Origin of the sequence: Acetobacter sicerae (assembly GCF_011516765.1) — a bacterium.
Taxonomy (GTDB): domain Bacteria; phylum Pseudomonadota; class Alphaproteobacteria; order Acetobacterales; family Acetobacteraceae; genus Acetobacter; species Acetobacter sicerae.
Map to the genome: position 1 here is coordinate 123268 of NZ_JAAABN010000006.1, position 18561 is coordinate 141828.

15 protein-coding genes are annotated in these 18561 nt (G+C 57.9%); 4 read left to right on the top strand and 11 right to left on the bottom strand.

All coding sequences use genetic code 11. From position 1 onward, the window contains the following. Positions 1-14: 14 nt before the first annotated feature. Positions 15-2234: a DNA topoisomerase IV subunit A gene (gene parC, locus GVI59_RS08680; RefSeq protein ID WP_173573886.1), complete on the bottom strand. Its 2220-nt coding sequence runs from the start codon at positions 2232-2234 to the stop codon at positions 15-17. 45 nt (positions 2235-2279) lie between these two features. On the opposite strand from parC, the gene GVI59_RS08685 reads away from it, so the two are divergent. Together GVI59_RS08685 and GVI59_RS08690 are read left to right on the top strand one after the other, a co-directional pair. After that, entirely contained in the window at positions 2280-2732 is a 453-nt protein-coding gene (locus GVI59_RS08685) for a hypothetical protein (RefSeq protein ID WP_173573887.1), read from the top strand. A 251-nt stretch (positions 2733-2983) separates the two neighbouring features. Beyond that, entirely contained in the window at positions 2984-3751 is a 768-nt protein-coding gene (locus GVI59_RS08690; protein WP_173573888.1) for a 2-keto-4-pentenoate hydratase, read from the top strand. A gap of 154 nt (positions 3752-3905) precedes the next feature. Here the strand turns inward: GVI59_RS08690 and recO are convergent, their stop codons facing one another. From recO to dnaE, 6 genes are all read right to left on the bottom strand, one after another. Next, positions 3906-4676, bottom strand: a complete 771-nt coding sequence (gene recO, locus GVI59_RS08695) for a DNA repair protein RecO (protein WP_173573889.1) — start codon at positions 4674-4676, stop codon at positions 3906-3908. A 17-nt stretch (positions 4677-4693) separates the two neighbouring features. Continuing rightward, complete coding sequence (gene tsf, locus GVI59_RS08700) at positions 4694-5599, bottom strand: translation elongation factor Ts (RefSeq protein ID WP_173573890.1); 906 nt, start codon at positions 5597-5599, stop codon at positions 4694-4696. 105 nt (positions 5600-5704) lie between these two features. Continuing rightward, complete coding sequence (gene rpsB / locus GVI59_RS08705; RefSeq protein WP_173573891.1) at positions 5705-6508, bottom strand: 30S ribosomal protein S2; 804 nt, start codon at positions 6506-6508, stop codon at positions 5705-5707. Between the two features lie 273 nt (positions 6509-6781). Then, on the bottom strand, positions 6782-7927 hold the full coding sequence (locus GVI59_RS08710) for an aromatic ring-hydroxylating oxygenase subunit alpha (RefSeq protein ID WP_242013028.1): 1146 nt from the start codon (positions 7925-7927) through the stop codon (positions 6782-6784). A gap of 209 nt (positions 7928-8136) precedes the next feature. Beyond that, entirely contained in the window at positions 8137-8424 is a 288-nt protein-coding gene (locus GVI59_RS08715) for a hypothetical protein (RefSeq protein WP_173573892.1), read from the bottom strand. A gap of 80 nt (positions 8425-8504) precedes the next feature. Further along, entirely contained in the window at positions 8505-11924 is a 3420-nt protein-coding gene (dnaE, locus tag GVI59_RS08720; RefSeq protein WP_173573893.1) for a DNA polymerase III subunit alpha, read from the bottom strand. Positions 11925-12057: 133 nt separating this feature from the next. Here dnaE and GVI59_RS08725 point away from each other — a divergent pair, with 133 nt between their 5' ends. Together GVI59_RS08725 and GVI59_RS08730 are read left to right on the top strand one after the other, a co-directional pair. Continuing rightward, entirely contained in the window at positions 12058-12804 is a 747-nt protein-coding gene (locus GVI59_RS08725) for a hypothetical protein (protein ID WP_173573894.1), read from the top strand. A 61-nt stretch (positions 12805-12865) separates the two neighbouring features. Next, the gene (locus GVI59_RS08730; protein WP_173573895.1) at positions 12866-13408 is read left to right on the top strand and encodes a YceI family protein; all 543 of its coding nucleotides are present in this window, start codon (positions 12866-12868) and stop codon (positions 13406-13408) included. Between the two features lie 163 nt (positions 13409-13571). Here GVI59_RS08730 and GVI59_RS08735 read toward each other — a convergent pair whose 3' ends face one another. From GVI59_RS08735 to GVI59_RS08750, 4 genes are all read right to left on the bottom strand, one after another. After that, positions 13572-14189, bottom strand: coding sequence for a LutC/YkgG family protein (locus GVI59_RS08735; protein ID WP_173573896.1), 618 nt, complete (start codon positions 14187-14189; stop codon positions 13572-13574). Then, complete coding sequence (locus GVI59_RS08740) at positions 14189-15628, bottom strand: lactate utilization protein B (protein ID WP_198912153.1); 1440 nt, start codon at positions 15626-15628, stop codon at positions 14189-14191. The genes GVI59_RS08735 and GVI59_RS08740 overlap by 1 nt, the downstream gene beginning before the upstream one ends. A 95-nt stretch (positions 15629-15723) precedes the next feature. Beyond that, entirely contained in the window at positions 15724-16467 is a 744-nt protein-coding gene (locus tag GVI59_RS08745; RefSeq protein ID WP_173573898.1) for a (Fe-S)-binding protein, read from the bottom strand. 305 nt (positions 16468-16772) lie between these two features. Continuing rightward, entirely contained in the window at positions 16773-18455 is a 1683-nt protein-coding gene (locus GVI59_RS08750) for an alpha-keto acid decarboxylase family protein (protein WP_173573899.1), read from the bottom strand. Positions 18456-18561: the final 106 nt, after the last annotated feature.

Genomic DNA, 18561 nt, shown 5'->3' on the forward strand with positions numbered 1-18561 from the left:
CCCGCAGGGAAATCTCAGGCTTTCTTCATGGCCCATGGCGGGGCCGCCTTGCCGGTGGCGGCCCGCTTGCCGACCCACGGCTCAAGCTCGGCGAAACCGCGCACCCGCACGGCTCCCGGCCAGAGCAGCCCTTCTACGGCACTGAACACAACAGCCTGACGCAGACCGAGTTTCGCGCCGCCATCCGGGTATTTCTGGAGCGTGACGCCCAGCCCCTTCGTCATGACGGGTAGCTGATCGACGGGGAAGACCAGCAGCCGCTTGTCGCCGCCATAGACCGCGACGTGATCGCCCTGTGCCGGGATGCAGAGGCGCGCGCTTTCGTCGCCCTTGAGGTTGAGGACCTGCTTGCCGCTGCGCTTCTCGGCGGCGAAGTCGGTATCGGCCACGATCATGCCGCGTCCGACGCTGGAGGCGACGAGGCGCTTTTTGCCGTCCTCGATGACGAACACGGAGAGGATGTCTTCGTCGTTGGAGAGATCCATGAGCAGACGCACGGGCTGACCGTCGCCGCGACCGCGCGGGAGGTCGCCCGCGTTGACGGTGAAGGCGCGGCCGTCCGTGGCGAAGAAGCAGATGCGGTCCGTGCTCTGGCAGGACAGCGCGAGGAGAAGGCTGTCGCCTTCCTTGAACTTCTGGGCGCTGGCGTCGATGCCGTGGCCTTTCACCGCACGGACCCAGCCCTTTTCGGACAGGATCATGGTCAGCGGCTCGCGCTCGACCAGCGTGGCGGCGGACAGATCGATCTGCGGCGGTGGTGCGCCGAGCGTGCTGCGACGTTCGCCCAGCGCTCCGGAGCCGAAGTTCTTGCCGATCTCCTTCACCTCGGCGGCGATACGGGACCAGCGGAGTTTCTCGTCGCCCAGCAGAGCACGGAGTTCGTCGCGTTCGGTGGAGAGAGCGGTGTGCTCCTTGCGGATCTCGATCTCTTCCAGCTTGCGCAGGCTGCGCAGACGCATGTTGAGGACGGCTTCGGCCTGCATTTCGGTGAGGCTGAAGGTCGCCATCAGGCTGGCCTTGGCGTCGTCTTCCTCGCGGATGATGCGGATCACCTCGTCGAGGTTGAGATAGACGGCGAGGAAGCCTTCGAGGATTTCGAGGCGTTTCTCGACGGCCGCGAGACGGTGGGCGCTGCGGCGCTCCAGCACTTCGTGGCGATGGTCGAGCCACGCCTGCAACACGGAACGCAGATCCAGCACGCCGGGGGCGCGATCCGGGCCGATGACGTTCATGTTGAGCGAGAAGCGGCTTTCGAGCTGGGTCGCCTTGAACAGCGTCTCCATCAGCACTTCCGGCTCGATGGTGCGGTTTCTCGGCTCCAGCACGAGACGGATGTCGGACGAGCTTTCGTCGCGGATGTCAGCCAGCAGAGGCAGTTTCTTCTGCACCAGCAGGTCGGCGATCTGCTCGATCAGGCGGGATTTCTGCACCTGATACGGGATTTCGGTGACGACCACCTGCCATGTGCCGAAACGGCCCTGCTCGACTTCCCAGCGGGAGCGGATGCGGAAGCCGCCACGCCCGGTTTCGTACGCTTTCAGGATCGCGTCAGAATCCTCGACGATGATGCCGCCAGTCGGAAAGTCCGGGCCGGGCATGTGCTGGAGGAGTTCGGCCACGGTGGCGTCGGGCTTGCGGATCAGCAGACCGGCGGCGGCGCAGATTTCACCGGCGTTGTGCGGCGGAATGCTGGTGGCCATGCCGACGGCGATTCCCGCAGCGCCGTTGGCGAGCAGATTCGGGAAGGCGGCGGGCAGGACGACCGGCTCGGCGTCCTCGCCGTCATAGGTGGGGCGGAAATCGACGGCGTCGTCATTGATGCCTTCGAGCAGCGCCTGCGCGACCTTGGTCAGACGGGCTTCGGTGTATCGCATGGCGGCGGCGTTATCGCCGTCCACGGAACCGAAATTGCCCTGCCCTTCCACAAGCGGGAATCGGACGGCGAAGTCCTGTGCGAGCCGCACCAGCGCTTCGTACACCGAGGCGTCGCCGTGCGGATGGTATTTACCGATCACGTCACCGACGACACGTGCACACTTTTTAAACCCGGATGCGGGATCAAGGCGAAGCTGGTGCATGGCGAAGATAAGACGACGATGCACCGGTTTGAGACCGTCCCGCACGTCCGGCAACGAGCGGGACATGATTGTCGACAGCGCGTAAGCCAGATACCGCTCGCTCAGGGCGTCGGTAAGTCGGGTGTCCTCGATATGGCCTGCGAACGTGTCACTCATGTCCTGTGTCCTCCGTCGTGCGCACCCATAACGGAGAGATACGCTTTGGCCAACGTCCTGACCGGTTTTTCACGCCGTCCGGCATTTCGATTTGCCTCTCTTTTCGCCGCTCTGGGCAGCCTTGCCGCCTGTTCACCGGCGGATCGCTACCTCCGAACCGATGAACAACTCGCTTACAGCGGCTTTACCGCCCATCCCGCGGACACCACCGCCCGTTACGAACTCATGAACATTCTGCCCGCCGGGATGCTGACCTATCGCCCCACCAGCACCGGGCCTGTCTATCTTTACGCCGACCGCATCGGCTGTGGCTGCGTCTATATGGGGAGTCAGGCTGCTTTCGTGGATTATTCGCATAAAACACTGAAAGGGGTGCCGAGTCAGGCCGCCATGACCGCAGAAATCAACCAGCACCCGGGCTGGGACTGGACTGTCTGGTCAGAAAGTGCCGATCCGGGCCCAAATCAGCCGAAACATATGATCGGCGCTGAGTGGTAATCGGCTCCAGACGGGCAGAACCAGTCGGATCCGACAGTCTTCCAGCCTTTTCCAGCACCTGATCAGAAAACTGTCCGCTGATGCACAAGAGGCCCGCCAAAAATTACTGACGAAGGATCTGTTTCATTTTTCAGGCGAAAAGCCAGTTAAAACCGGGAATCACCGGATTTCCACTCCTTTCGCCTTTCGTCTGACCGGATTAACGCATTATAAATCGCTACAAAGTTTTACATCCGGATACAGACAGGTTCATGCCCGAAAACCATAGCAATCCGACGAACTCCCTTACACTGGCGCGCACCCTGCATGTCGTCCGCAAAGGCGAAGCTCCTCCCATCATTTCGCTCCCCTCCCATTTCATCCCGGATTCGGAAGAGGCCGCCTATGATGTGCAGAATCACGTCGTCGCTCTGAGCGGCCCCGTGCGTGGCTGGAAAGTCGGAGCATCCGGGCCTGATGCAGAACCTTCCGCCGCTCCGCTGCACGCTGAAACATTGTTCTCGGATGGCGCCGTTCTGCCTGCGGATTTTTTCCATCACCGCGGTGTGGAAGCTGAGATCGCCTATCGCTTCGACAGAGCCGTAGGTCCGGATCTGTCACCGGATGCCGTGCTGTCCGCCGTCGGCAGCGTGCATCCGGCCATTGAGGTGGTGGACACACGTTTCATCGAACCCGGCTGCCAATCCAGTCTGACGCATATGGCCGACCAGCAGAACCACGGTGCGCTTATTCTCGGTCCGGCTTTCTCAGACTGGCGGAAATTCGATCCGGCGCAGGAAAAGTTTGTGATGAGGATCGACCATCGCCGCGTATCCGAACAGGTCGGCGGTAACGCAGCCGGTGACCTGACGCGGTTGCTGGTCTGGCTGGCCGGTCATGCAGCCCGACGCGGACTGCCTATCGAAGCGGGAACAGTTGTGACAACCGGCTCTCTTTCTGGCGCGTTTTTTGTGCCGCACCGGACGCATGTCAACGTGCGGTTCGATACACTCGGTACGGTCACTGCGTTTCTTGAATAGCCTGTTATTTCAGCCAGCTATATGTTTTTCAAACACGAAAAGATCTGTCTTCGCATCTTCTCGTCATCTGCTGAGAGAGGCTTCGGGACTCCGCCCCTTGCCTCGGCCAAAGGCTCGCCTTTGGTAAACGCAACGCACCAACCGAAATATCCGATCAGTCGCCCTCCGGACCTGTCACAAAAGACTGCACAACATCCGCCAGTCTGATTCGTGCCGCAGGGAGTGGACGATGAAGAGGACCAAAAACGTCTCGCGACAGGAAATGTCCTGTCAGACGCAGACCGTCCCGCCAATCCTCCGCTGTGCCATAGTCCGATTCATCAAGTAGAAAAGCGGGTAATGGCAAAAGACGCGAAGCCCATTTTCCCGCGCCTTCCTGAGACACAGCGCGCCCTGTGCGGGGTGAAACGTAAATCAGATCGTCCGTCTGCCCTGTAACGGCGCAGCAGGACAGATCCAGTGCAAAACCAAGATCCCGCAGCAGGATCGTCTCCCATCGGATGAGAGTCGGGATTTCTACCTCAGGCCCCTGTGTTCCAAGCATCGCAAGCACCTGCGCGCTGTCCTGACATAGTCCGGGATAAGGCTCACCCTCCGCCAATGCGCTATCCGCAACAGCGCAAAGAGAAGTCAGGCAGGCAAGGCTGGAACGTGACGACAAAGCACGGGCCGCATTGGGTCCTGCCATTTCGCCAGTGACAGTCCCGAGTTGCCCCTGAATACGCGTCCGCCACTGGGCCTGCACAAGGTTGCCGTTCTGCCACGTCGCGGCATTCCGGCGACCAAGGCCGCCTTTGACCAACCCATGGGAAACGCCCTGAGCTGGAGAGAACAGATGCACAAGAGCGTCAGCCTCCCCAAAGGGAGCGACAGATAAAACAAGGGCGGGTGCTTCCCACTCAAGAGATGCCCCGCCCCCATTCATATCAGAACGACCTGACCTTAGCCGCCAGCAGCCTTGGCCACTTCGCTGGCAAAGTCGTTTTCTTCCTTCTCGATGCCTTCACCAAGCTGGAAGCGATCGAAACCGACCAGCTTGACGCCAGCCTTGGAAAGAACGTCCTTCACGCGGCTCTCGCCGTCATGCACCCACACCTGCTCCAGAAGAACGACTTCTTCATAGAACTTGCGGATACGACCATCGATCATCTTCTCGACAATCGCTTCCGGCTTGCCAGAAGCCAGAGCCTGCTCCTTCAGCACCGCGCGCTCACGCTCGATGGAAGCAGGGTCAACGCTGCTGACATCAAGAGCTGCCGGACGCGTTGCCGCAACATGCATGCCGACCTGACGGCCCAGAGCGATGATGGCGTCGCTCTCGGACGGTGCTTCAATGGCTGCCAGCACGGCGATCTTGCCGAGACCCGGCTTCAGAGCGCCGTGAATGTAGGTAGCGACAACGCCAGACGGAACTTCCAGCACGCGGGCGCGGCGGATCGACATGTTCTCACCAATGGTGGCGATGAGATGCGTCAGTTCCTCGGCAACCGTGCGACCGGAGGCAACCGTCGCGTTCTTGATCTTATCAAGGTCTTCACCGACCTTCAGCGCAGCCTTGGCGACTTCCTCGACAAAACCCTGGAACGCTTCGTTACGGGCCACGAAGTCGGTCTCGGCATTGACCTCGACCATCGCAGCGCGCTTGCCTTCGGAAACAGCACCCACGAGACCTTCGGCGGTCACACGGCCAGACTTCTTCGCAGCGGCAGCGAGGCCCTTCTTGCGCAGCCAGTCAATGGCGCCTTCGATCTCACCGGCGGCTTCGTTCAGCGCCTTCTTGCAGTCCATCATGCCTGCACCGGTCTTCTCGCGAAGTTCTTTCACGAGGGCAGCAGTGATTTCCGCCATGATTCTCTCTCCACAATAGCAGCAAGCACGTCACCCTGCGGGACGTGCTTGCAATCTTTCATCAGCCGGGTCTGCAGAAATGATCCACAGACCCGCTGCCTTGAATCAACCGGCTTCGGCAGGGGCCGCAGCAGCCGGAGCTTCCGCTGTTTCTTCAACAGCAACCGTCTCGGACACAGGCAGTTCTTCAGCAGCGCCGAAGTCACGGCCCGAAGCGCTCATCTCGGCGGAGATACCGTCAAGGACAGCGCTGGAAACGAGGTTGCAATACAGTTCGATCGCACGGATGGCGTCATCGTTACCCGGGATCGGGTAGGTCACGCCCTCCGGGTTCGAATTGCTATCGAGAATGGCGACAACCGGGATACCAAGCTTGTTGGCTTCTTCGATCGCCAGCTTCTCTTTTGTCGTGTCGATGACGAACAGGATGTCAGGCAGACCGCCCATTTCCTTGATACCACCGAGGGAGCGCTCAAGCTTCTCCTTGTCGCGGGTGATGTCGAGGATTTCCTTTTTCGTCAGGCCCTGCGTCTCGCCGCTCAGCATGTCTTCGATCTGACGCAGACGCTTGATGGAGCCCGTGATGGTCTTCCAGTTGGTCAGCATGCCACCGAGCCAGCGGTGATTGACGTAATACTGGCCGCAACGCTGAGCTGCTTCAGCAACCTGATCGGAAGCTGCGCGCTTGGTGCCGACGAACAGAACACGACCACCGCTTGCGACTGTGTCACGGATGACCTTCAGGGCGCGGTCAAGCAGAACAACCGTCTGCTGCAGGTCGATGATGTGAACCTGGTTACGCACACCGAACAGGTACGGCGCCATACGCGGGTTCCAGCGGCGGGTGTGGTGACCAAAGTGAACGCCAGCCTCAAGAAGCTGACGCAGTGTGAAATCAGGCATCGCCATGATTCAGAATCCTTGCGTTCCGGTTGTTCCTCCGCAGCGCACCAAATCCGAAAGAACGGACACCAGTGCGGACGCTGCGTGTGAAGTCCCGTGTCACTGGACACAGGCAGGCGCGGTATGACTATTTTCCGCGAAAAAATCAACCCCGAAGGTCAGGCTGCAACGGAACAGTCATTTCCCGGACAACCGAACGAAAGACCTGCTCCCCGACGAACACAGATTCCGACCGGTTGATCACTCAGATCCCTCCAGCATCGAAACCTGTTTCCAGTCTCAGTTTTCCGTCTGCAACGGAACGCCAGAGCGGATCAGCAATTCTCTCAGATTACGCACGACCGGGAAGACTTCGACATTGTGGTCACCGCCGAGTTCTTTCCACGCCTGCTGTTCCATCTCCACGATTTCCTTATCTTCCATGAAGATGCGGTTGGTGAAGATGCCCAGAACCGGCCATGCCAGATCGAGCAGGAACTTCCACTTCGGACGCTTGACCGAGAGCAGACCATAGCTCTGCGTGATCGCTTCGTCTTTCCCGTGCGGCACGTAGGCCACCCAGAGATCCATGACGAGATCACCGTCCTTATCCCTGATCTGCAACGTCTGATAAGGATAGGTCGTGCGTATGGTGACGATTTCATCGACCGGCTGGTCTTTGACATCGATATTCTTGTCATGCTTGCCAAAGATAAGGCGTTCGGCCAGCGGCTGATCGCCGCCTTTGCGGGCGAAACTGTAGCTGGCTTCTACGAAGTTCTCACCCTTGCTCTGTCCCATGAAACGGGCCGTGATCTGCCCCATCTGTTTCCGGTGCAGGAACTGATGATTCATGTCCATCAGGTTTTCATGCATGAAGGAATAGTGGCAGTTCACCAGCGGATCGAAGTGACGCGTTTTGAATTCAGGATTATCCGCCTGACAGGGCACAGGAACCGGAACCGTCTTCGCCAGTTCCGGATCGCCGGGGAAAATGAAGACCAGACCGCTCCGCTCCTGGCAGGGGTATGTCTTTACTCCACGTCCAACACCCGGCTTATTGAGATAGGGCACCGTGACACAGGAGCCTTTTCGATCAAATGACCAGCCGTGATAGCAGCAGCGGACAACATCCCCATCCACGGTTCCCTTGCTGAGGGGAACCTGTCGATGAGCGCAACGATCCTCAAGCGCATAGATGGGAGAGCCGTCCTCGGGACGAACAATCACAATCGGATCGCCAGCGAAACGCGTTGCGAACGCCTTTCCGGGCTTGATCTTCCTGGACCATGCCACCGGATACCAGAAGTCAGGATTGAGACTGACACGACGCAGATCGGGACCGGTGCGGTGGTAAAGTTCGCTTGTAACCGCAGCAGTTCCCCGCTCCGCGTCACCCTGAACCTCAGCCGCCTGATTCTCCCGGCTTTCCTGCTGCGTCAACATATCCTGTATTCTCCCGCCTCACCCGCACGATTGCCGTTCCAACATGTGGCAACGCCAGCTCTACGCTTTTTGGCAACGTGCAATGACAGCGTAAAAGGATCAACCTCCCACATAACGAATACAAGACGCTGATATGCATACCAGCACAACCGGATTGTGCTTCGGCCTTGATATCAATCAATATCCTGCGTGGGCAGAAGGATACTGAATCAGCTCTGGGACAAACCGTAGAGTGAATATTGCTGCATCATATGGCTGGTTGGATACTGATCAACGACTTCGCCGGTCGTATTATAGGTCTCGACCACCACGATACCGAGAGCCGGATCAATATGGGAAGCGGGGTTGATGACTGGCAGGGCATTGAGATCGGCCACAGACTTGCTGACGCTTGCGGTTTTACCAGCCGACGCATCGCTTTGCGCGTCAGCATGTGTCGAAAGCGCTACAGCAACCTGTGCAGTGGCGGCGTTACTGGCAATTGTCGAGATATCCATCCTGCTTCTCCGAGGACAGTTCAGTTATTCAGGATTCAACCTTTGTCACTCTGTGGATAAAAATGCAACTAAAAGTTGCATCACCTTATCTCGATAGCCGTTATACCAGAAATCATCTTCAGGGCTTGCCCGACAACCGGGCTTAACCGGTAACCGGTGCGCAGACGCACCTCGAGTTCCTGCGTGTCCGAAATACGCGGCAACAGAACAACCTTGCCTTTACCACCCTGCTGTCGGGACAGGACGGCCTGAATATCACTGACAGCATCGGCATCCTCCAGCCAGATCCGCATTTCTCCACCGGTCTGGGAGGCGACATCCTCCAGTTCCACAAGATCGGAGGCCGTAATGCGCATCGCCTCCCCTTCCAGTTTCAGATCAGCCGTTACAAGAACCGCTCGACCCGCCACCAGAATTTCTCTGACGCGCCCCAGCACCTCTGAAAACAGCGTCACCTCACAACTTCCGGTTGCATCTGAGAGCCGCAGCCAGGCCATCTTGCTGCCACTCCGGGTCGGACGCTCCTTGCGGTCCACAACGCATCCCGCAATCTTGACCCGCGTGATTCCGCCTTCCGCCGTCGGCAGCAGCTGAGACATAGGCACAACACCCAGTCGCCGCATGACCGGCTTATAGGAATCAAGTGGATGGCCAGTCATATGAAAGCCAATCGCATCGGCTTCGTAGGACAGTTTTTCAAACTCGGGCCAGTCCTGCTCCTTTGACAGAAGCAGCGGCTCCGGCTCGGAAGGGCCACCAAACAGGCCACCCTGCCCGCTGTTCATCTCCTGCACACGGGTATGAGCCCGTTTCAGAATCATCTCGATGGCGCTGAACACGCGGGCACGGTTCGGCTCCATTGAGTCAAAAGCCCCGGCCCGCGCGAGGTTTTCGAGCTGCATCTTGTTGAGGTTTTTCGGGTCCACACGGGCGGCAAAATTCGCAAGATCACGGAACGGCTTCCCGCCACGCGCTTCCATCAATCCCTGCATGGCGACAAAACCGACCTTCTTCACCGCCGCCAGCGCATAACGGATGGCGAGCGTGCCGTCTTCCTGCTTCTCGACCTTGAAGTCGGCATCGGATTTGTTGATGTCTGGGGGCAGCACGCGGATGCCGAGGCGTTCGGCCTCCTGACGCAACGCAGCAAGTTTTTCCGTCCGCTCCCGCGCCAGCGACATGCAGGCGGCGAGGAACGACACCGGGTAGTTCGCCTTCATCCACGCCGTTTGATACGACACCAGCGCGTAAGCGGCGGCGTGGGACTTATTGAAGCCGTAGTCGGCGAACTTCGCCATCAGGTCGAAGACTTCGACGGCTTTGTCCTTGGGGATACCGCGACCCGTCGCGCCCTCGGTGAAGATCTCGCGCTGCTTGTCCATCTCGGCGCGGATCTTCTTGCCCATCGCACGACGCAGAAGGTCAGCGGCGCCGAGGCTGTAGCCCGCCATCTTCTGGGCGATCTGCATGACCTGTTCCTGATAGACCATGATGCCATAGGTCTCTTCCAGGATGTCGCGGATTTCCTCGTGTGGCGGCTCCCATGCCTCGCCGTGTTTGCGCCGACAGTAATCGGGGATGTTGGCCATCGGACCCGGTCGATAGAGCGCCACGGCGGCGATCAGGTCTTCCAGCCGGGTCGGGCGCATCTGCTTGAGGACGTCCCTCATGCCCGCGCCTTCGAACTGGAACACGCCGGCGGTGTCGCCGCGTGACAGCATTTCGTAAGTCAGCTTGTCGTCGAGCGGGATTTTCGCGAGATCGACCTCGATGCCGAGGCCTTTCAGGAACCGCACGCCACGCTGGAGGATGGTGAGCGTGGTCAGGCCGAGGAAGTCGAACTTCACCAGTCCCGCCTGCTCGACATATTTCATGTTGAACTGCGTGACGAGCATGTCGCTCTTCGGATCACGATAAAGCGGGACAAGATCGACGAGTTTGCGATCACCGATCACCACGCCGGCGGCATGGGTCGATGCGTGACGGTAGAGCCCTTCCAACTGCTGCCCGATTTCCATCAGACGGCGCAAAGCCTCGTCCGTATCACGCATTTCCTGAAGTTTTGGTTCGCCGGCGATGGCGTCCTTCAGAGTGGTGGGTTTGGCGGGGTTGTTGGGGATCAGTTCCGCGACGCGGTTGACCATGCCGTAAGGCAGACCAAGCACGCGACCGACGTCACGAACCGCAGCGCGGGCCTGCAACTTTCCGAAGGTGATGATCTGCGCCACGCGGTCGCCGCCATATTCGCGGCGGACGTAGGAGATCACTTCATCGCGGCGGTCCTGACAGAAATCGATATCGAAGTCAGGCATCGAGACACGTTCCGGGTTCAGGAAGCGCTCGAACAGCAGATTGAACGGAAGCGGGTCGATGTCGGTGATGGTGAGAGCATAGGCCACCAGCGAGCCTGCGCCGGAACCACGCCCCGGCCCTACCGGAATATCGTGGGCCTTCGCCCACTGGATGAAGTCCGCAACGATCAGGAAGTAGCCCGGAAATCCCATGCGGGAAATGATATCGAGTTCGAATTCCAGACGTTCTTTGTAAACGGCACGGGTTTTCTCATCAGCGCTGATGGCGGCGAGACGAAGCTCCAGTCCTTCCCGCGCCATGGCCCGGACAGTCTCGTCTTCGGTCTGACCCTCACGCACTTTCGGACAGATAGGCAGCAGGGGTTTGCGGGTTTCGACCTTGATGGCGCAGCTTTTCGCAATAGCGAGCGTGTTGTCACAGGCGTCCGGCAGATCGGCGAACAGCTTGCGCATGTCGGCTGGCGGCTTGAACCAGCATTCGGGAGAAACTTTCCAGCGGTCTTTCTCCGCCATGGTCCGTCCCTGCGCAATACAGATCAGCGCGTCATGCGCCTCGTGCATCTTGGGCTGCGGAAAGAAACACTCATTGGTCGCGACAATCGGCAGACGCATCCGGTCTGCAAGCGCCAGCACGCCGGGCTCGACGGCTTCCTCTATCGGGAGACCGAACCGATTGAGTTCTACAATGAGACTGTCGCCAAACCCCTCGTGCAGTTGAGCCAGCCATGCCTCTGCCTGCTCCTGCTGCCCCTCAGCCAGCATCTGATAGAGCGGCCCGCGCGTGCCGCCGGTCAGCAGGAAAAGCCCCTTGCTGCGTTCGCACAGCATATCGAGCGTGACCGTAGGATCCGCCGTGTCGCCTTCAAGAAAACCTGCCGAAGACAGAAACTGGAGATTCGCCAGTCCTTCCTCATTACGCGCCAGCAACACGATCGGTTCTGAAGGGGCACCGGGCCGATCATCACGTGGTGGCAGGCCAATCTGACAGCCAATGATCGGCTGGACGCCTTTTCCCGAACAGTATTGCGAGAATTCCAGCCCTCCAAAAAGATTGCCTGTGTCGGTGATGGCGACAGCGGGCATCTCCATGCCACGGGCGAGCGCAACCAGTTCGGGGATGCGGATGGCACCCTGACTGAGGGAGTAGGCGGAATGAACGCGAAGATGGACGAAATCAGCGTGTGGCATGACGTATATCATAGCACAGCGTGACAGGCGCTGGGGAGATATCTCATTTCTTATAAAGAAAGCACAATAAAAAATATTGATATTAAGTGGATGCAGCAATATCAACTACATAGGATTGAATAAGATCACCCAAATGACAAAAAATAAGATTAATTCCGTTTCTGATAGCCTCGCAAAGATATTAGAAAACTGCCGTGAAGACTACCCTGAAGCCTGCGCGCTTACTGATGCCTACATAAAGGCATTACCTGATATGAACAGAAATATACTGAGCGGCAACCTGAAAACTCCCGAACTCATCACCTCCGGTATTCTGGTGGCGGGCATGGGTACGTTATTTTATACGACGGCCTCATCAAGCTTCTTCCCTCCCTTCTATTCGATTGCAAAAAGCATAAGCGAGTTTGTGCTTTTCTCATGGCTATTCACCGCTTCAGTCATTGTATTCTTTGCAGTTGAAATTACAAAAATCTTCATAACGTCAGATACACTCAAACAATTGAACATCAATAATGATCTGACATCTTTTCTGACATTATGGGAAGAAATCGAAAGCAATAAACAAATACCGGCGGAAGCAACACGCAAAGTCCAGACAAAAATTACATTACTAAACCTTGAAAACGCTTGCAAATATCAAAAACATATTCAGATCGTTTTCTGGTTTGCCCGCTTCTGCACAATTATTCAGGGACTGACGATCGCCCTAGCCGCTTTCTCAGCCGGGTGGATCGAACAGGCCCACAAACAATACCCACACTGTTTTTCGGATGTCACGCCCGGTGATGTTGGCAAAGCTGAAAAATGCCAGTCCGAGATCAGGTTATGGGAACAGCCACTTCGAAAGCCCCAACAGGAAACCTACCCTTCACACCATTAAAAGCTTCTCGATCGCCAAGAAAACTATCGATTCCATCATACACGGACCAAGGTTCCTCTTTATGAAGCACTTACTTTTCGTCCTGCTGCTTTTCGTGCCGGTGCTGGCTCATGCAGCGCCCCAGAACGTCATACTGAGTGCCGGCAACACCACCTCCCGCCTGCATGCAAAGACCCTTTTCACGCCCGTCGACGGCACCTTCGAGAAAGTCGTTGGAGATCTTTCCTACGATCCCGAAACTCAGGTTTGTCACGTCGATCTCAGAATGGAGGTCAACTCCCTGAAGGTTGGCAGCGCCCTTCTACGCACAGCGATGCTGTCCGGGCTTATGCTGGACAGTGATGACCACCCCTCCATGCGCTTCGCTGGTGACTGCCAGCCAAAAATCACCAATAACAAGCTGGAAACCTTGCTGGTGGGCAAACTCACCATGCGCGGGCAGACGCATCCCCTCACATTCAAGGTCAGGATGCATTTTTCGCGCAACACACTGACTGAAATCAGCAGTTCCGCGACCTTCGACCAGCGCCAATGGGGCATGAGCACAATGCTGGGCACAGTGCAGCCGCTCGTTCAGGCCGAAACGAGTATCATGCTGAAGTAATATAAAAAAACAGATGAATAACTTACTACTGATCGCAAGTCAGTAAATTCAATAAAATGAAAATGCCGAAGATGAATCCATCCTCGGCATAGCAATGACAGTAAATTTATTTTCTCTGCGGGTGCATGGAAGAACGCTTCCTCCATGCACCCGCAGATTTATGTCAGCTCTGCTTCGGGCAGAACAGAACATGCAGCGACCGCACGCCCTGCGCACCGTGGATCAGCACACCTTCAATATCCGCAGTCGCAGACGGACCCGTCTGGAAAACAGCATATTTGTGCTCGCGGAGTTCCGGGCGTCGATAGGCGTTATGCAGGTTGGCCACGATCTGCGAAGGATCAAGCAGAACGATCAGATGCTGCGGGAGATAACCACTCGTATTGACGATCAGTTCATCATCCGTGAGGCAGAGCGAGCCTGTCTCAGCCACGCCGAAAGCCGCACGCACAACACCGATTTCCACATCGGCGAGAGAATGCGGGTCCATGTCCGGCAGAATCTGCCGAATCTGAAGCGACGCATCGCCATGCAACTCCGGCACACAGGTAGCGATGATGCCCTTTCCTGCCACGGCGGCGCGCAGAGCCGACACCGGATCCTGCCCCTGCGGATCAAGCACTTTTCCGCCCATCTTCACGAGCATTTCGGAAAAAGCCGTCACCAGATCGGACAGTGCTTTCTCATCGAACAGCGGCACGTCCGGCAGCGGGGGCTGAATTTTCGGACGGTTGGCCCGGATAGCGGCGAAAATCGCCGCACGGCTATCTGTGCTGCTCATCACTTCTTCTTCCCATCCATGCCACGTGTACGCTTGTACCACTGATGGAATGTTTCCTTTGGCACATGCGGCATTTCACGACCACGCGTCCAGGTGTTCAGCTTGTTATACAGAACAAAGCGCGGCAGGTGACGCAGGGCGCTGTCGGCCATCGGCAGGCTCGCACGATACAGCTTTGGTGACGCCAGAAGCGCGCCCGCCGCTTTCATCATGCTCTTCTTGAAAGCCGGAATTTCATGATTCTCGGCCAGAACCTGACGCCAGTCGGCAATCTGCTCGTGAATGTTGATCTTCACCGGACAGACGTTCGTGCAGCTTCCGTTCATGGTCGAAGAGAATGGCAGCGTCGAGTATTTGTGACGGTTAAAGGTCGGATCGATAATCAGCCCGATCGGACCCGCATAGGTCGCGCCATAGCTGAGACCACCGGAACGACGGAACACCGGACAGGTGTTCATGCAGGCGCCGCAACGGATGCATTTCAGAGAGGTCCAGAACTTCTCCAGACCAAGACGGTCCGTGCGGCCATTATCGACGATCACGATGTGCATCTCGGCCCCACGACGTGGGCCACGGAAATGCGAGGTATACTGCGTGATCGGAGAACCCAGAGCGCTGCGGGACAGCATCCGGACGAACACGGCCAGCGAGTTCAGGTTCGGGATGATCTTCTCGATACCCATCGAGACGATGTGCAGACCCGTGGTGTTGGCCGACAGATCCGCATTGCCTTCGTTGGTGCAGACGACAACCGAGCCGGTTTCCGCGACTGCGAAGTTACAGCCCGTCATGCCCGCATCCGCTTTCAGGATCAGCGGACGCGTGTGCTCGCGCTGCTGCTCGGTCAGATAGCTCACGTCTGAATTATTCGGGTCAGAGCCGAGTGTTTTTGCAAACACCTCCGCCACGTCCGTCCGCAGCTTATGAACGGCGGGCACCACGACGTGACTGGGGTTCTCATTGTCGAGCTGCTGGATGCGCTCGCCGAGATCAGTCTCGACAACCTGCACCCCTGCTTCCGCCATCGCTTCGCGGAAGCCGCATTCCTCGGTGAGCATCGACTTGCTCTTGATGAGGCTTTTGGCGTTCTTCGAGCGCAGGATTTCCGCAACGATGCTGTTATGCTCGGCAGCATCCTTCGCCCAGTGAACCTTGACGCCATTCGCAATGGCATTCTTCTCGAACTGTTCGAGATAGGTGTCCAGATGCGTCAGCGTATGCGTCTTGATGTCGGATGCAAGCTGGCGGAGATCTTCCCACTCTTCGATGATCTCTTTCTGACCATCCCGCTTCTGCCGCAGATCCCACAGACGCTGGTCATGCATGGCCAGATGCTCAGGGGCAGCCATAAAGCGACGCGCCGCCTCCTGCTGATCAATCGGGCGATTACCCCGAATGATCGCACCCCGCGGCTGCGGCTCAGGACCGCGCGCTGGCATGGTGACGGAAGCTCCAGCGCCATGCGTCAGATTGGCGGGCGCTCCGTCGTTGGTGCGACCGGCCGGAGTGGTCGGCGCCGCCTGATTGTCGATGCTCATACCCGTTCCCCATTCAGGATCTGCGAAATGTGGATGTATTTCGTCGGCAGACCGAGCCGCTTGGCGCACCCTTCCTGATGCATCATGCAGGAACTGTCTGACGAGGTCACATATTCCGCGCCGGACTTGGCCTGATCGCGGGCCTTGTCCTGTCCCATGCGGGCGGACGTCGCCTCCTCGAACACGGAGAAGGTGCCTCCGAAGCCGCAACATTCATCCGGACGGGTGATATCGACAAGCTCGAGCCCCTTCACCATGCCGAGCAGATCACGCGGCTTGGAGAATTTCTTCTCGCGCAGTTCCGTCATGCTGGCGATGTTGAGGCCGCGCAGGGCGTTGCAGTTATTGTGCAGCGCAACCTTGTGCGGGAACTCGGCCCACGGAAAACCGTCCACTTTCAGCACGGCATGCAGAAACTCGACCAGTTCATATGTGTGCTCGCGGACGTGCTTCACGTCATCGGTCTGCGCCACGGCGTCGAAGTTGTTGCGGATGTGATTCACGCAGCTTCCGGACGGCGCAACGATATAGTCATAATCCTTGAAGTTGCGGACGAAGAGTTCCTCCGTCGCCTTCGACTCCTTGTGACAGCCCGTGTTGGTCATCGGCTGACCACAGCAGGTCTGGTCGAACGGATACTCAACCTCGCAACCGAAGCGCTCCAGCAGTTCGAGCGTCGCCTGCCCCACCTCGGGGTGAAACGCATCAACGTAACACGGAACAAACAACCCAACTCGCATGGAACGCTTCCTCACAGAGATGACCCCGCCATTCTCGAAAGGGGGTGTCACCTTATAGCTATTACAGGTGCCGGAAATGCTCTTTTCGCACACTCCTGTCGAGTTCAGATCCGCCCGTTTCAGACAGAAATTCCCGCCAGACCCGGCAATGAAACCGGCATTTTGATTCGGTCGTGACTATTACGTCAGGATCGCCACAAGTAAACCGATGCAGATCAATACTTCGATACTCAGGCCCCCAGACGACATCGCCCCGACGAAATTGCCGGGGCGATGAAATCACCGATCCTTTAAAACCGTGCGCCTCAGTTTTTCTGCGGCGGACGACTGTTGGCCTTGGCGACCTTCTTGCCCCACTGAACCAGTGTGTCGGTGCAGTCTTCGGTGGCGATATGGCACTCGATAAAGGTCGGGCCCTTCTTGTTGGTCTTGGCCTTCGCAATGGCGTCGGCCAGCTCCGCGCCGGTGCGGGCGTGCAGACCCAGACCGTGACCGTCCTCGGCGTTGAACGCCTTGATGAGACCGGCATAGTCCCAGTTCTTGATGTAGTTGTACGGGCCGTCGTGGATCTTGATCTCGATGACGTAACCACGGTTGTTCACAAGGAACACGATGACCGGCACTTCGTAGCGGATCATCTGCGCGACTTCCTGCGCAGTAAGCTGGAAGGAGCCGTCACCAACCATCAGGATGTGCTGACGGTCAGGCGAACCGATGGCGTTACCGAGAGCAGCAGGCACCGACCAACCGATGGAACCCCACTGCATTTCCGTCTCAACGCGAGCGCCGCCCGGCAGATGCATGCGGACAGCGTTGAACCAGCTGTCACCTGTCTCGGCCGTGATTGTGGTGTTTCCATCAATCATGGCGTTGATCTGACGCGCCATTTCATCGTTGGTCAGAGGCACAGTCGGAGCGGTTTCCGGAATCTTGACCGGTGTGTAGGTCGTGTTTTCAACCGTAGCCGGACGGCTCGGAGCTTTCTCGCTCAGAGCGGCGATGAATGCACCGAGGTGGAAGCCGGCGAAGCTCTTGCCGTCAACTGTCACTTCGGCGAGATCAGCGATCAGGGCCTGTGATGCAGGCGGCTTGGACTGCCAGCCAACCGTTGCGTAATCGTTGAAGATCGGAGCGAGACAGATCACGCCGTCGGCCTTCTCGACCAGTTCCTGAGCGCCGGGTGAGCTGACTTCACCCCAGTAAACGCCACGGAACGCCTTGTGATCTTCCGGGAAGAAGCTCTTGGCCGCACTCATGACCGTCACGGCGCAACCAATACGGTCCGCAAGCGCCACGATCGGCTCAAGCGAGCCCAGCGTGCGGACACGGCTGCCGACGAGGATAACGACGTTCTTGCGCGTTTCGATAAACGTGCAGGCGGCCTTAACAGCAGCGTCAAGGCTGACCTTGTCAGGCGTTGTTTCCGCAAGCAGGGTGCCGACCGGACCCGGACGGACGCACTCGGCGGAAGCCAGATTGCAGGGAATCTCAATATAGCAGGGCTTGCGCATACGCAGAGCCGTGCGGATGGCGTGATCGATCTGGGCCGGTGCGTTCTCGGCGGAGAGAATGACTTCCGTGGCGCAGGTGACCTGACGGAACATCTCGGCCTGATAGCCGTAGTTCGAGTTGCCGATCGTGTGATGCAGGATATGGCCTGAACCCTGATCATTGGTGTTCGGTCCACCGGACACGAAGATCACCGGCAGGCTCTCGGCGTAAGCGGAGCCAATGGCGTTGATGGCCGAAAGAGCGCCGACATTGAAGGTGACAATCATGGCAGCCGCACCGTTGGCGCGGGCATAACCCTCGGCGGTGTAACCACAGTTCAACTCATTGCAGCTGTAAAGCTGCTTGGTGGAGCCTTCCTCCAGAAGCTGATCGAGCAGGACGAGGTTGAAATCACCTGCGACCGCAAAATGGTCTTTCAGACCGATCTGGCCCAGACGCTCCGAGAGATAATGGCCGACAGTATATGGCTTGGTCATGAAATACCTCCTCTAAAGGATTTGCCGGGTTTCCTGCCCGACACCCCAATTTGGAAGGCAGTCTGACGAGAGAGTCGCCTCATGACCACTATATGGAAACAGCGCG